Genomic DNA, 14,015 nt, shown 5'->3' on the forward strand with positions numbered 1-14,015 from the left:
GGGGAGGTGGCGGGGCAGGCCCCGGCCTAACGAAGCACCACTGCCTGACGAAGCACTGCTAGAGGATGTGCGCCTCGGCGACGCCGCCGTCGACGGCCAGGATGCGGTGCAGCTTGGTGGCCACCAGCAGCCGCTGGAGCTGTGCGGGGACGGAGCGCAGCACGAGCCGTCGGCCGATCCGGCCGGCCCTCCGGTGGGTGCCCATGATCACGCCGAGGCCGGTGGCGTCCCAGAACTCCAGCCGGGCGAGGTCGAGCACGAGGTCGCCGAGGCCGCCGTCGACGGCCTGGTGCAGCCGGGCCCGCGCGTCGGCGGCGGTGCGCACGTCGAGGCGGCCTTCGATGGCCAGCGCCGTGTGGTCGCCGGTGATGCGCATGCTCTCCTCCTTCGCCTGGGTGGCCTGCTCGGGGTGGTCCGCCCCGGCCGCGACGGGCTCGGAGGCGGGGTGGGGTTGTGGACGGAACGCCTGTGACGGCTCGGCCCGCACCCGGTCCCGGTCGGAATGCCGGGTTCCCTCATCTGACGGTGAAGCAGCGCCGCAGGTTGCTGGTTTTCGCCCTGGTCTGAAGCAACTTCACTCGTCCGAGGGAATATACGCAGGAACTCTCCACACCTATGCTCGATTACCGCCCAAATCACCCGTCTGCGGCACCCGGCGTGAGGAAACTCACCCGCCCGGCACAGCGGGCCGTACGATTCTCCGATCGCACGGCCCGCCAGGTCGTTCAGCCTTGTCGGCTCACTTGCCTTCGTACGGGTAGAAGCCGCGGCCGCTCTTGCGGCCGAGGTCGCCGGCGGTGACCATGCGGGCCATGATCTCCGGGGCGGCGAACTTCTCGTCCTGGGTCTCGGTGTAGATGTTGCGGGCGGCGTGCAGCAGGATGTCCACGCCGGTCAGGTCGGCGGTCTGCAGCGGGCCCATCGCGTGGCCGAAGCCCAGCCGGCAGGCGGTGTCGATGTCCTCGGCGGTGGCCACGCCCGACTCGTACAGGCTGGCGGCCTCGACGACCAGCGCGGTGATCAGTCGGGTGGTGATGAAGCCGGCCACGTCGCGGTTGACCACCACGACCTCCTTGCCGACGCCCTCGGCGTAGGCACGGGCGGCGGCCAGCGTCTCGTCGCTGGTCTTGTAGCCGCGGACCAGCTCGACCAGCTTCATCATCGGGACCGGCGAGAAGAAGTGCACACCGACGACCGACTCCGGGCGCTGGGTGACGGCGGCGATCCGGGTGATCGGGATGGCGGAGGTGTTGGAGGCCAGCACGGCGCCGTCCTTGGCGAGCTTGTCCAGCTCGCGGAAGACGCCCTCCTTGACGTCCAGGTTCTCGAACACGGCCTCGACCACGATGTCGGCCTCGGCGACGGCGCCCAGGTCGGTGGTGGTGGTGATCCGGCCCAGCGCGGCCTCGGCGTCCTCGGCGCTCAGCTTGCCCTTGGCGACGAACTTCTCGTACGAGGCGCGGATGCCCGCGAGACCGCGCTGCAGCGCTTCCTCGGTGACGTCCCGCAGCACCACCGGGTGGCCGGCCTGCGCGGACACCTGGGCGATGCCGGCGCCCATCAGGCCGGCACCGATCACGGCGATCTGCTTGCTGGACGCATTGCTCATGGCTGGGTCTCCCGATGCCGTCGCCGCCCCGCGGGCGGGCCCTGAAGGCGGCTCAGGGCAGGGGTCGCCGCCTGAGAGCCGCACCGCTCGATTCTCCGCCTCGCTGGCGCTCGGCGGTCACTCTCGCGAAGCGCGCCCCCTGATCGGTTCACTCGCTTCGCTCGCTCACGGCGGGACTCTAGTGCCCGAATCCCCCGTGCAGTAGCAATCTGGAGTGTGATCTGCAACCGACCTGGTCGGTCGCTCAGGAGGCCGATCAGATGGTCAGACCGAGGTCCTGGGCCAGGATCGCCGCCTGCACCCGGCTGCGCAGCCGCAGCTTCGCCAGGATCCGGCTGACATGGGTCTTGGTGGTCGCCTCCGCCATCTCCAGCCGGCCGGCGATCTCCCCGTTGGACAGCCCCGCCCCGATGCAGGCCAGCACCTCCCGCTCGCGGGCGGTCAGCCCGGCCACCGCCTCCTTCGCCTCGGGCCCGACCTGCCGCTCCGGGCGGGCGAAGACGCCGATCAGCCGCCTGGTCACCGAGGGCGCCAGCATGCCGTCCCCGCGCGCCACCGTGCGGATGCCCTCGACCAGGGTGTCCGCCTCCAGGTCCTTGAGCAGGAACCCGGCCGCGCCCGCCCGCAGCGCGCCGTAGACGTACTCGTCCAGGTCGAAGGTGGTCAGCACGAGCACCTGGGCGGCCCCGGCGGCGACCACCTGGCGGGTCGCCGAGACGCCGTCCAGCCGGGGCATCTGCACGTCCATCAGCACCACGTCCGGCCGCAGCTCCAGCGCCAGCCGGACCGCCTCCTCGCCGTCGGCGGCCTGCCCTACCACCTCGAACTCGGGCTCGGCCCGCAGGATCATCACCAGCGCGGCCCGTACCGCCGCCTGGTCCTCGGCCACCAGCACCCGGATCGTCATGCCCGTCCCTCGCTCTCCCGGCCGCGCGGCAGTACCGCGCGCACCCTCCACCAACCGTCCCGCGGCCCGGCCTCGAAGCTGCCGCCGAGCAGCCCGGCCCGCTCCGACATGCCCACCAGCCCGGCCCGGGCGCCGGGCAGTTCGCGGCCCGGTTCGCCCCGGTACGGGCTGTCGACGCTGATCCGCAGCTCCTGGGGCCCGAACTCCAGCCGCAGGGTGACCAGTCCGGGCCCGGCGTGTTTGAGCGCGTTGGTCAGCGACTCCTGGACGATCCGGTACGCGGCCAGTCCGACCGGCACCGGCACCTCGTCGCGCTCGCCCTCCTCGGTCAGCTCGAACTCCAGCCCCACGTCGTGCCCGGTCGTCCTGGCCTTGGTCAACAGGGCGTCCACCGCGGCCAGGTCGGGTGCCGCGTAGGACTCGTCCGCCTCTCCCCCGCCGCTGTCCCGAAGCAGTCCGATCATGCGACGCATTTCGGCCAATCCCTGGACGCTGTTCTCCCGGATCACCGCCAGCACCTCGACCAGCGGATCGTCCTCGGCCAACCGCCGCCGGGCCACCGACTGCGCGCCGGTGGCGTGGATCGCGATCGCCGACAGGTGGTTGGCCACCACGTCGTGCAACTCCCTTGCCATCCTCGCCCGTTCGGCACCGACCGCCTCGCGCCGGTCCATCTCCGAGAGCAGCGCGGTCTGTTCGGCCCGCAGCCGCTCGCTCTCCGCCTCCTGCCGGTGCTTGCGCACCAGGTCGCCGGTCCACACCGGCGCCAGGAACACCAGCGAGCTGACCACCACGATCAGCAGCCCGGCCGCGGTGCCGCCCACCCACCACGTCAGGGCGGAGAGCACCAGCACCGTCGAGCCGCCGGTCAGGTGCAGCACCCGCGACATCCGGTGGGTGCCGTAGAGCACCGCCGCGTACAGCAGATCGGTGTACATGATCGTCGTCGCCAGCAGGCTGCCGGCGACCACGCTCCCCGCGAAGGCCAGCCCGCCGAGCGACACCGCCAGCACCGGCCGGGTCCGCCGGACCAGCTCCAGCCCCGCCATCACCAGCAGCGGCAGCACCACCGCCCAGATCGGCAGGTCGTCGGCGCTGTCGTACACCTTGAAGGCGATCAGCACCGCGCCGCCGAGCACCCCGCACAGGGCGATCAGCTGGTCCACACGGCGCGGGGGGAGGGACGGTGCGAGCACGCCCCCATCTCACCATCCCCGGCGCCCGCACCGGCTCCCGTCCACGGAGGAGCCCGCTACATCGAAAGATGCAGCCCCGGACGGCACCGTGCGACGACGACACGGCCGCGCCCGCGCACGAGGCTGGACCAGGGCCTGTCTCCTGGGCCGTGCCGGGCCCGCCAGAACCGGGAGACAGGCCCGGACCACCGAACCGACCGGGAGCAGAACGTGATCGTCACCCTCATCGTCGCGGCCGAGATCTCCTGGTGGATCGTGCTCGGCCTCGCGCTCTCCGCCCGCTACCTGCTGCGCTGGCGCCGCACCAGCACCGCGCTGCTGATCGGCCTCCCGGTGGTGGACCTCGCCCTGTACGCGCTCACCGTGCTCAACCTGCGCGGCGGCGCCGAGGCGAGCTGGACGCACGCCCTGGCCGCGAGCTACGCCGGCTTCTCGGTCGGCTACGGCCCCTCGCTGGTCCGCTGGGCCGACCGGCACTTCCTGCACCGCTTCGCCGGCGGCCCCAAGCCGCTGCCCTCGCCGAAGTACGGCCCGGAGCGGACCAGGTACGAGTGGCAGGTCGCCGGCCGAACCGTCGTGTCCGCCGTGATCACCCTGGGCCTGATCAGCCTGCTGGTGCCGCTCTCCGCGGGCTCCGCCCACTTCGGCACCTTCAGCCAGTGGTACGTCAAGCTGGGCATCGCGGCCGTGGTGAACCTGGTCGTGGCCGGCTGCTACTCGATCTGGCCCAAGGAGCCGCCGGCCGGCGTGCGGGTCGAGAACGGCCGGGTGGTGGAGCAGAAGGCCCCGGCCGAGCGGGTCTAGCGGTTCTCCCCCGGCACCCAGAGCACGTCGCCACGCTCCTTGTTGGCCACCCGGGCCAGGATGAACAGCAGGTCGGAGAGCCGGTTGAGGTACTTCGCGGTCAGCGGGTTGACCGAGTCCCCGTACTCCGCGATCGCCGCCCAGGTGGAGCGCTCGGCCCGCCGCACCACCGTGCAGGCCAGGTGCAGGTGGGCCGCGCCGGGGGTGCCGCCGGGCAGGATGAAGCTGCGCAGCTTCTCCACCTGCGCCAGGTAGTGGTCGCAGTCCCCCTCCAGCCGGTCGACGTAGGACTGCAGCACCCGCAGCGGCGTGTACGTCGCCCGCGGCGAAGCCGCTGATTGATCCAGCTCCACCACCGGGGTGGACAGGTCCGCGCCGACGTCGAACAGGTCGTTCTGGACCCGGGTGAGCACGGCCACCACGTCCTCGGCCAGTGCGCCGGCCGCCACCGCCACCCCGATCGCCGCGTTCGCCTCGTTGGCGTCGGCGTACGCCATCAGCCGCGGGTCGGTCTTGGTGGTCCGGCTCATGTCGCCGAGCGCGGTGGTGCCGTCGTCACCGGTACGGGTGTAGATGCGCGTCAGATTGACCATGCGGCCAGACTAGCCCGGCAGGTTAGGCGACGTTAACCCTCTGGCCGGGCGGGGCCGCCTCCAGCCAGGCCAGGAAGCCGGTGAGCGCGTCCTCGCTCATCGCCAGCTCCAGCGGTTCCCCGTTGTGCAGGCAGCGCAGCACCACCGAGCCGGAGAGCAGCGCCAGCTCCTCCTGGCCCTCCGGGTAGCGCCGGCCGAGCACCTCGATCTCCCGGCGCGGCAGCACCTTGCGCGGGCGCGGGGCGTACGAGAACACCCGGAACCACTCGATCGAGTCGCCGCTGTAGCGGCCGATACCAAAAACCCACCCCTTGCCGTCGGTCGGGGGGACCGGGGCTGAGGTGGGTTTGCCGTTCTCGTCGAGGTCGGGCTGCGTCGAGGCGTCGGCGGGCATTTTGAGCCGGTAGCTGCAGTCGAACGTGCCGCCGACCCGCTGGATCAGGCGGCGGCGCACGGCGAAGGCCATCAGGCCGATCACTCCCAGCGCCACGACCGCCGCACAGACCACAAGCGCGAGGACCATGCTCACCTACCTCCTCGCTACCCGCGTTCCCCGTTAACGGTCGTACCAAGCGACCGCGCTGACCTACCAACTACGACGACAGTCCCGGGGTCACGCTCGCGCGTCCCCGGGACCGTCGGTCGACCCCGCTAAGCCGGGGTCCGGCACACTCAGGCGTGGGCCTTGAGGCCGCGCGCCGCGAACAGACGCACCTCGGCGCGACGCTCCGCGTGCTCGTCGAGGTCCGACTTGGCCTTCTCCAGTGCGCGCTCGGCACGCGCGACGTCGATCTCGTCCGCCAGCTCGGCGATCTCCGCGAGCAGAGACAGCTTGTTGTCGGCGAAGGAGATGAAGCCGCCGTGCACCGCGGCGATCACGGTGCCGCCGTCCACCGTGCGGATGGTGACCGGACCGGTCTCCAGCACGCTCAGCACCGGGGTGTGGCCCGGCATGATGCCGGTGTCACCGGAGGCCGTACGGGCGACGACGATGGTGGCCGCACCGGACCACACCTTGCGGTCGGCTGCGACCAGCTCGACGTGCAGCTCAGCCAACGTGGGCTCCTAGGCTCATGCAACGCCCGATTACTCGGGAGTTTCGGTAAGAATAACGGCCCCGCGCCTCCGGCATGAAACCGGCGGCACGGATTTGACCGGAATCACAGCCGATGCGACGTGAGGGGTGGACCCCAGGCTCGGGGGCCACCCCTCACGGTCACTCAGCTGCTACCGGCCGCGACTACTTCTTGGCCAGCTCGGCGGCGTTCTTCTCGAGGTCCTCGATGCCACCGCACATGAAGAAGGCCTGCTCCGGAACGGAGTCGTACTTGCCGTCCGCGATCGCGTTGAAGGCCTCGATGGTCTCCGACAGCGGCACGGTCGAGCCCTCGACACCGGTGAACTGCTTCGCCACGTAGGTGTTCTGCGAGAGGAAGCGCTCGATGCGGCGGGCACGGTGGACCGTGACCTTGTCCTCCTCGGACAGCTCGTCGATACCGAGGATCGCGATGATGTCCTGGAGGTCCTTGTACTTCTGCAGGATCCCCTTGATACGGACGGCCGTTTCGTAGTGGGTCTGCGTGATGTACCGCGGGTCGAGGATGCGGGACGTGGAGTCCAGCGGGTCGACGGCCGGGTAGATGCCCTTCTCCGAGATCGGACGCGACAGAACCGTGGTCGCGTCCAGGTGGGCGAAGGTGGTGGCCGGGGCCGGGTCGGTCAGGTCGTCGGCGGGGACGTAGATCGCCTGCATCGAGGTGATCGAGTGACCGCGGGTCGAGGTGATGCGCTCCTGCAGGAGGCCCATCTCGTCGGCCAGGTTCGGCTGGTAGCCCACCGCGGAGGGCATGCGGCCGAGCAGGGTCGACACCTCGGAACCGGCCTGGGTGAACCGGAAGATGTTGTCGATGAAGAGGAGCACGTCCTGCTTCTCGACGTCACGGAAGTACTCCGCCATGGTCAGCGCGGACAGCGCGACGCGCAGACGGGTGCCCGGCGGCTCGTCCATCTGGCCGAAGACCAGCGCGGTCTTGTCCAGAACGCCCGAGTCGACCATCTCGTCGATGAGGTCGTTGCCCTCACGGGTGCGCTCGCCGACGCCGGCGAACACCGACACACCACCGAAGTTCTCGGCGACGCGGTAGATCATCTCCTGGATCAGAACGGTCTTGCCGACACCGGCACCACCGAACAGACCGATCTTGCCACCCGTGACGTACGGGGTGAGCAGGTCGATGACCTTGATGCCGGTCTCGAACATCTCGGTCTTGGACTCGAGGTCCTTGAACTCGGGGGCCTTGCGGTGGATCGGCCAGCGGACCTCGACCTGGGAGTCGAACTCCTCCTTGTCGACGTTCAGCACGTCACCGAGGGCGTTGAACACCTTGCCCTTGGTGATCTGGCCGACCGGCACGGAGATCGCGGCGCCGGTGTCGGTGACCTGCGAACCACGGACCAGGCCGTCGGTCGGCTGCATCGAGATGCCGCGGACCATGCCGTCGCCGAGGTGCTGGGCGACCTCGAGGGTCAGGGTCTTCTTGCCGGTGCCGTCGGGGTTGTCCACCTCGACGTGCAGGGCGTTGTACATGTCCGGAATCGCGTCGACGGGGAACTCCACGTCGACGACCGGGCCGATGACCCGCGCGACGCGGCCCGTCGCCGTGGTCGGCTCAACAGTGGTGGTCATACTCATTCGCTCCCGCGGCTCGCGTCAGCGAGCGCGTTGGCGCCACCGACGATCTCGCTGATTTCCTGGGTGATCTCGGCCTGGCGGGCCGAGTTGGCAAGCCGCGTGAGCGACTTGATGAGCTCGCCGGCGTTGTCCGTCGCGCTCTTCATCGCGCGGCGGCGGGCGGCGTGCTCGGAAGCAGCCGACTGCAGCAGCGCGTTGTAGATCCGGCTCTCGACGTACCGCGGCAGCAGCGCGTCCAGGACGCCCTCCGCCGACGGCTCGAAGTCGTACAGCGGGAAGATCTCCGCCTTGGCCGGCGACTGGTCGCTGAGCTGGACCTCGTCCAGCTTCAGCGGCAGCAGCCGCGCCTCGACCGCGTTCTGCGTCAGCATCGACACGAACTCGGTGGAGATCAGGTGGAGCTCGTCCACGCCGCCGGTCTCGGCCGTGAAGGCCTCGATCAGGTCGGCCGCCACGGTCTTCGCGTCACCGTAGGTCGGCTTGTCCGAGAATCCCGTCCACGACTCCGCGATCGTCAGACCGCGGAACGTGTAGTACGAGACGCCCTTGCGGCCGATGATGTACGTCACCACGTCCTTGCCCTCGGACCGCAGGCGCTCGGAGAGCACCAGCGCGGCCCTGATGGCGTTGGTCGAGTAACCGCCCGCCAGGCCGCGGTCCGCCGTGATCAGCAGGACGGCGGCGCGCGAGGCGTTCGGGTTCTCGGTGGTGAGCGGGTGCTTGGCGTTGGACCGGGTGGCCACCGCCGTCACCGCCCGGGTGAGCTCATCGGCGTACGGAGTGGAGGCGGCCACCGCGCGCTGCGCCTTGACGATGCGCGACGCGGAGATCATCTCCATCGCCTTGGTGATCTTCTTCGTCGCGGTGACAGAGCGGATCCGGCGCTTGTAGACCCGAAGCTGTGCTCCCATGGGTCGTTACGTCCTTTCCCTCGCTACCGGACTCAGGCCTGCTCGGAGAGCAGCTTGCCGTCGGCGGTCTGGTAACCCTGCTTGAAGGCCTCGATCGCGGTGGTCAGCGCGTCGACGGTGCCGTCGGCGAGCAGACCGGTCTCGACGATGCCGGCGAGCAGGTCCTTGTGCTGCAGACGCACGTGGTCCAGGAACTCGCGCTCGAAGCGGCGGATCTCGGCGACCGGGACGTCGTCCATCTTGCCGGTGGTACCGGCCCAGATGGAAACGACCTGCTCCTCGACCGGGAACGGCTGGTACTGACCCTGCTTCAGCAGCTCGACCATGCGCGCACCGCGCTCCAGCTGGGCCTTGGAGGCCGCGTCCAGGTCGGAACCGAAGGCGGCGAAGGCCTCCAGCTCGCGGTACTGGGCGAGGTCCAGACGCAGACGGCCGGCGACCGAGCGCATGGCCTTGATCTGGGCGGAGCCACCGACGCGGGAGACCGAGATACCGACGTTCACGGCCGGGCGGATGCCGGCGTTGAACAGGTCGGACTCCAGGAAGCACTGGCCGTCGGTGATGGAGATGACGTTGGTCGGGATGTACGCCGAGACGTCGTTGGCCTTGGTCTCGATGATCGGCAGACCGGTCATCGAGCCGCCGCCCAGGGCGTCGTTCAGCTTGGCGCAGCGCTCCAGCAGACGGGAGTGCAGGTAGAAGACGTCACCCGGGTAGGCCTCGCGGCCCGGCGGGCGGCGCAGCAGCAGGGAGACGGAGCGGTAGGCCTCGGCCTGCTTCGACAGGTCGTCGAAGATGATCAGGACGTGCTTGCCGTCGTACATCCACTCCTGGCCGATGGCCGAACCGGTGTACGGGGCGAGGTACTTGAAGCCGGCCGGGTCGGAGGCGGGAGCAGCCACGATGGTGGTGTACTCCAGCGCGCCGGCCTCCTCCAGGGCGCCGCGGACGGACGCGATGGTGGAGCCCTTCTGGCCGACGGCGACGTAGATGCAGCGGACCTGCTTCTCCGGGTCGCCCGAGCGCCAGTTGTCGCGCTGGTTGATGATCGTGTCGACGGCCACCGCGGTCTTGCCGGTCTGGCGGTCACCGATGATCAGCTGGCGCTGGCCGCGACCGATCGGGGTCATCGCGTCGATGGCCTTGATACCGGTCTGCAGCGGCTGCTTGACCGACTTGCGGGCCATGACGCCGGGGGCCTGCAGCTCAAGGGCGCGACGGCCGGTGGAGGCGATGTCACCCAGGCCGTCGATCGGGTTGCCCAGCGGGTCCACGACGCGGCCGAGGTAGCCGTCGCCGACCGGAACCGAGAGGACCTCGCCGGTGCGGCGCACGGTCTGGCCCTCTTCGATGCCGCCGAACTCACCCAGGACGACGACACCGATCTCACGGGTGTCGAGGTTCAGCGCGAGGCCGAGCGTGCCGTCCTCGAACTTCAGCAGCTCGTTCGCCATGACCGAGGGCAGACCCTCGACATGCGCGATGCCGTCCGCCGCGTCAGTGACCGTGCCGACCTCTTCCACAGAGGCGGCGTCCGGCTGGTACGACTGGACAAAGTCGGCCAGCGCGTCCCGGATCTCCTCCGGACGGATCGTAAGCTCCGCCATCAGGCTTCCCTGCTCTCCTAGTTTGCGATCCTCGGCCCGCCATTGAGGGCCGCAAGTACTCGACTCTCGGCCGGGTCGTATGAACCGGCCGTACGATTTACCGGCTCCTTGGGGAACCGGTTTCCCGACCGAGGGTCGGATGTGCTGCTTGGGTGCTCAGCCTTCGAGCGACTGGCGAGCGCCTTCGAGGCGGCTCGACACGGTGCCGTCGATGATCTCGTCGCCGATCTGCACCCGGACACCGCCGACGACCTCGGGGTCGATGTCGATGTTCAGGTGGACCTGGCGGCCGTACATCCGGCCCAGAGCACCGGACAGGCGCTCCTTCTGGGTGTCCGACAGCGGCACCGCACTGGTGACCAGGGCCACCACGCGGCCGCGGCGCGCGGCGGCGAGCTTCGAGTAGGACTCCAGGCCCTGCTCCAGGCTACGGCCACGCGGCGCGTTGACGAGAGCGGTGACCAGCCGGACGGTGCCGGCGTTGGCGCGGCCGCCGAGCAGCTTCTTGATCAGCTCGGCCTTGGCGACGGCGCCGGCCTTCGGCTCGGTCAGCGCGGCGCGCAGCTCGTGCGAGCCGCTCACCACCCGGCCGAAGCGGAACAGCTCGTCCTCGACGTCGTCCAGGACGCCGGCCTTGTCCGCGGCGATGACCTCGGCGTACGCGGCGAGCTCCTCGGTCGCGTCCACCAGGTCACGCGAACCCGACCAGCGGGAGCGGACCAGGCCGGAGACCAGGTCCACGGCCTCACCGGAGACCTGACCGGTCAGCAGCGAGGTGACCAGCTGGGCCTTGTCCTGGCCCGACCGGGACGGGTCGGTCAGGACGCGGCGCAGCGAAACCTCGCGGTCCAGCACGGCCGTGACGGCGGTGAGCTCCTCGGCGAGCTTGGCCGCGTCCACCGAGGTGGAGTCGGTCAGGCTCTCCAGGTTCTGCCGACCGGCGGCAAGAGCCTCGCGGCTGGCGCCGATCACTTGGCCGCACCCTGAGCAACGGCGGCCTTGGCCTCCAGCTCGTCCAGGAAGCGGTCGATCACGCCGCTCTGCCGGGCGTGGTCCTCCAGGGACTCACCCACGATGCGGGTGGCCAGCTGGGTGGCCAGCGAACCCACGTCCTGGCGCAGGGCGGCAGTCGCCTGCTTCTTGTCAGCCTCGATCTGGGCGTGACCGGCCGCGACGATGGCCTCGCGCTGACGCTGGCCCTCCTCGCGCATCTCGGCGAGCTGGGCAGCGCCCTGCTCGCGAGCCTGCTCGACAATGCGGGCGGCCTCGTGGCGCGCCTCGGCGAGCTCGGCGCGGTACTGCTCAAGCACGGCCTGGGCCTCGGCCTGAGCCGCCTCGGCGCGCTCCATGCCGCCTTCGATGGCGTCCCGGCGCTCCGACAGCACCTTCTCGATGCTGGGAAGGAGCTTCTTGCCGAGCAGACCGAAGACGATGAAGAAGCAGAGCAGGCCGATAACGATCTCGGGCGTGTTGGGGAGAAGAGGGTTCATCTTCTCCTCAGCCGCGAGCTGAGCCACGATGCTCATTTCTGGACCTTCCTCGAAAGGGTCTGCGGCAGGATTACTTGTTGCCGAAGACGAACGGCATGACGATGCCGATGAGGGCGAGCGCCTCGGTCAGCGCGAAGCCGATGAACATGTTGGAGCGGATCAGGCCGGCAGCCTCGGGCTGACGGGCCATGGCCTGGACACCGTTGCCGAAGATCAGACCGACGCCGATGCCGGGGCCGATCGCGGCGAGGCCGTAGCCGATGGAGGCGACGGAACCGTAGACGTTGCCCTCAGCGAGGATGCTGCTCATTGACGTTGTCCTTTTGCAGGGGTGGTGAACCGGTGGTGATTGGCCACCGGGCGATCCGGGAGGTGGTTCAGGTGGGGCCGGGGGCCCCTGGCTCAGTGCGCCTCTTCCAGGGCACCGGCGATGTAGCTGCTGGCCAGCATCACGAAGATGTAGGCCTGCAGGAACTGGACCAGCAGCTCGAAGGCGGTCAGCGCGACGGCCACGATGAAGGAGGCCGAGCCGTACAGCGCGCCCAGGGTCGGGCTGAGCAGGTACCAGGAGGCGATGGAGAACATCACGATCAGCAGGTGGCCGGCGAACATGTTCGCGAAGGCTCGGACCGCGAGCGTGAAGGGGCGCACGAAGATGTTCGAGAAGAACTCGATCGGCACCAGGATGAACATGACCCAGCCGGGGATGCCCGAGGGCCAGCAGAGGTTCTTCAGACCGCCGACGAAGCCGTGCTTCTTGAAGGTCAGCGTCATGTAGGTGATCCACACGACGGCCGCGAGGCCGGCCGGGAACGCGATCGCCGCCGTCACGGGGAACTGCGCGAACGGGATGATCGACATGATGTTCATCAACCAGATGAAGAAGAACATCGAGACCAGCATCGGGACGTACTTCTCGCCCTTCTTGCCGATCGTCTCCATCACGATGGAGCGCTTGACGAAGTCGTAGCCGATCTCACCGACCAGCTGCAGCTTGCCCGGCACCAGGCGCGGCTTCGCGAAGGCGGCCCAGAAGAAGACGACCACCAGCAGCGCGACGAGGATCGACAGCAGCATCGGCTTGTTGAAGTCGATGCCGCCGACCGAGAAGATCGGCTTGAACTGGAACTCGTTCAGACCCGGGGCCGGGAAGCCGCAGCCAGCGTCCCCGAAGTGGCAACTGCTGGCGAGGGGGAGTTCAGCACTCACCACGGACTCCTTCGTCGTGACGCATGGTTACGGCAACCTCGGTGTGTCGGCGTGGCCTGCGGCCACGGAGCGGCACTGGAACTTGATGGGTTTCTCGCCGACCCCGCGCGGCAGTGCGCTGCACCACAGCGGGATCATCGAAGACTGCGCGGATCCGGGGGGCGATCCGTCCACTGTCCGGACAGACCAGGCCTCTTCCCGTACTCCGTTGTTGCGACGGACGATAGCAGCCCGTCAGTGCGGCATAAACACCGCCCCCCTCGTTGGGGGGACAGTTGGGGCTCGTCACTGTTGACGACCCTTGTCGGAGGGCTTGTCACCCTTGTTTTCCGAGGCATCGGTGTCGACGTAGAAGGTCTTGGCCTTGAGCGCGCCGCGCACCTGGAAGCCCGTCCAGATCAGGGCGCAGCCGAGCAGGGTGAAGGCGAAGGCCTGCCGGTTGAAGAGCTCGGTGTTCTTGAACACCGCCAGGACGATGCCGACCAGCAGGATCTGAGTGGTGTACACCAGGAGCGCCGCAGCCATCATGATCTGCGGGTTCGACCTGGTCAGCCGGTCGAGCGCGACCTGGCCGAAGCTGAAGAAGGCCATCACGAGCAGCGTGCCGATGAGGGCACCGAGCAGCCCCTTCCCACCGGCGACAACGAACGAGATCGCCATGGCGATGATCCCGGCGACCGCAGTGGGAATCGCGGCGCCTCGGAGGATCCGGGCGTCGGTGGACGGCATGTCGGCAGCTCCGGCGGCATGTCGATGTGGCGGGGGACGGGCACAGACGGTGGTGACAGGCACAACGGCGGTGGTGGCACCGGACCGAGCGGGCCGCCGCCGGGCCGCCCGCGTGAGCGGCGGGCCCGTCGAGGGAGACCGACCGGGGACGGAAGTCCTCCACCTGTCAGGTCTTTCGGCGTGTTCTCGGTACTCGTGAACGGTATCACAAACTATTTGATGAGAGCTTTACCATGAACGTGTGGCTCCTGTCACACCGACGACGCAG

Annotated in this window: 16 protein-coding genes; 1 reads left to right on the top strand and 15 read right to left on the bottom strand. The window is 69.3% G+C overall.

The window, feature by feature from the left end:
- Positions 1-58 precede the first annotated feature (58 nt).
- The 4 genes from ACWC9T_RS03870 to ACWC9T_RS03885 all read right to left on the bottom strand — a co-directional run bounded on the left by ACWC9T_RS03870 (position 59) and on the right by ACWC9T_RS03885 (position 3,712).
- Entirely contained in the window at positions 59-376 is a 318-nt protein-coding gene (locus tag ACWC9T_RS03870) for an STAS domain-containing protein (protein ID WP_355671458.1), read from the bottom strand.
- A 363-nt stretch (positions 377-739) separates the two neighbouring features.
- The gene (locus tag ACWC9T_RS03875) at positions 740-1,609 is read right to left on the bottom strand and encodes a 3-hydroxyacyl-CoA dehydrogenase family protein (protein ID WP_449819434.1); all 870 of its coding nucleotides are present in this window, start codon (positions 1,607-1,609) and stop codon (positions 740-742) included.
- 256 nt (positions 1,610-1,865) lie between these two features.
- Complete coding sequence (locus ACWC9T_RS03880) at positions 1,866-2,516, bottom strand: response regulator (RefSeq protein ID WP_449819435.1); 651 nt, start codon at positions 2,514-2,516, stop codon at positions 1,866-1,868.
- Entirely contained in the window at positions 2,513-3,712 is a 1,200-nt protein-coding gene (locus tag ACWC9T_RS03885; protein ID WP_449819436.1) for a sensor histidine kinase, read from the bottom strand. Before ACWC9T_RS03885 ends, ACWC9T_RS03880 begins: the two co-directional genes overlap by 4 nt.
- A gap of 210 nt (positions 3,713-3,922) precedes the next feature.
- Here ACWC9T_RS03885 and ACWC9T_RS03890 point away from each other — a divergent pair, with 210 nt between their 5' ends.
- The gene (locus ACWC9T_RS03890; RefSeq protein ID WP_449819437.1) at positions 3,923-4,516 is read left to right on the top strand and encodes a hypothetical protein; all 594 of its coding nucleotides are present in this window, start codon (positions 3,923-3,925) and stop codon (positions 4,514-4,516) included.
- Here ACWC9T_RS03890 and ACWC9T_RS03895 read toward each other — a convergent pair.
- The 11 genes from ACWC9T_RS03895 to ACWC9T_RS03945 form a co-directional block, all read right to left on the bottom strand.
- On the bottom strand, positions 4,513-5,109 hold the full coding sequence (locus tag ACWC9T_RS03895) for a cob(I)yrinic acid a,c-diamide adenosyltransferase (protein WP_449819438.1): 597 nt from the start codon (positions 5,107-5,109) through the stop codon (positions 4,513-4,515). The two genes, ACWC9T_RS03890 and ACWC9T_RS03895, sit on opposite strands and share 4 nt — an antisense overlap.
- A gap of 22 nt (positions 5,110-5,131) precedes the next feature.
- Positions 5,132-5,632: a DUF2550 domain-containing protein gene (locus tag ACWC9T_RS03900; RefSeq protein ID WP_449819439.1), complete on the bottom strand. Its 501-nt coding sequence runs from the start codon at positions 5,630-5,632 to the stop codon at positions 5,132-5,134.
- A gap of 149 nt (positions 5,633-5,781) precedes the next feature.
- Positions 5,782-6,165: a F0F1 ATP synthase subunit epsilon gene (locus ACWC9T_RS03905; protein ID WP_030057524.1), complete on the bottom strand. Its 384-nt coding sequence runs from the start codon at positions 6,163-6,165 to the stop codon at positions 5,782-5,784.
- A 184-nt stretch (positions 6,166-6,349) separates the two neighbouring features.
- Complete coding sequence (gene atpD / locus ACWC9T_RS03910) at positions 6,350-7,795, bottom strand: F0F1 ATP synthase subunit beta (protein ID WP_449819440.1); 1,446 nt, start codon at positions 7,793-7,795, stop codon at positions 6,350-6,352.
- A gap of 2 nt (positions 7,796-7,797) precedes the next feature.
- Positions 7,798-8,712: a F0F1 ATP synthase subunit gamma gene (locus ACWC9T_RS03915; RefSeq protein WP_449819441.1), complete on the bottom strand. Its 915-nt coding sequence runs from the start codon at positions 8,710-8,712 to the stop codon at positions 7,798-7,800.
- A gap of 32 nt (positions 8,713-8,744) precedes the next feature.
- The gene (atpA, locus tag ACWC9T_RS03920) at positions 8,745-10,319 is read right to left on the bottom strand and encodes a F0F1 ATP synthase subunit alpha (RefSeq protein WP_355671467.1); all 1,575 of its coding nucleotides are present in this window, start codon (positions 10,317-10,319) and stop codon (positions 8,745-8,747) included.
- Positions 10,320-10,475: 156 nt separating this feature from the next.
- Positions 10,476-11,291, bottom strand: a complete 816-nt coding sequence (locus tag ACWC9T_RS03925; RefSeq protein ID WP_449819442.1) for a F0F1 ATP synthase subunit delta — start codon at positions 11,289-11,291, stop codon at positions 10,476-10,478.
- On the bottom strand, positions 11,288-11,845 hold the full coding sequence (locus ACWC9T_RS03930) for a F0F1 ATP synthase subunit B (RefSeq protein ID WP_449819443.1): 558 nt from the start codon (positions 11,843-11,845) through the stop codon (positions 11,288-11,290). The genes ACWC9T_RS03925 and ACWC9T_RS03930 overlap by 4 nt, the downstream gene beginning before the upstream one ends.
- Positions 11,846-11,879: 34 nt before the next feature.
- Positions 11,880-12,119, bottom strand: coding sequence for an ATP synthase F0 subunit C (atpE, locus tag ACWC9T_RS03935; RefSeq protein ID WP_449819444.1), 240 nt, complete (start codon positions 12,117-12,119; stop codon positions 11,880-11,882).
- Positions 12,120-12,211: 92 nt separating this feature from the next.
- Positions 12,212-13,018 carry a F0F1 ATP synthase subunit A gene (gene atpB / locus ACWC9T_RS03940; protein WP_449819445.1) on the bottom strand — a complete coding sequence of 269 codons (807 nt, stop codon included), beginning with the start codon at positions 13,016-13,018 and terminating at the stop codon, positions 12,212-12,214.
- A gap of 285 nt (positions 13,019-13,303) precedes the next feature.
- Positions 13,304-13,747, bottom strand: coding sequence for a hypothetical protein (locus ACWC9T_RS03945; RefSeq protein ID WP_449819446.1), 444 nt, complete (start codon positions 13,745-13,747; stop codon positions 13,304-13,306).
- Positions 13,748-14,015 lie beyond the last annotated feature (268 nt).

The sequence above is a fragment of the Kitasatospora sp. NPDC001159 genome (genome assembly GCF_053598235.1).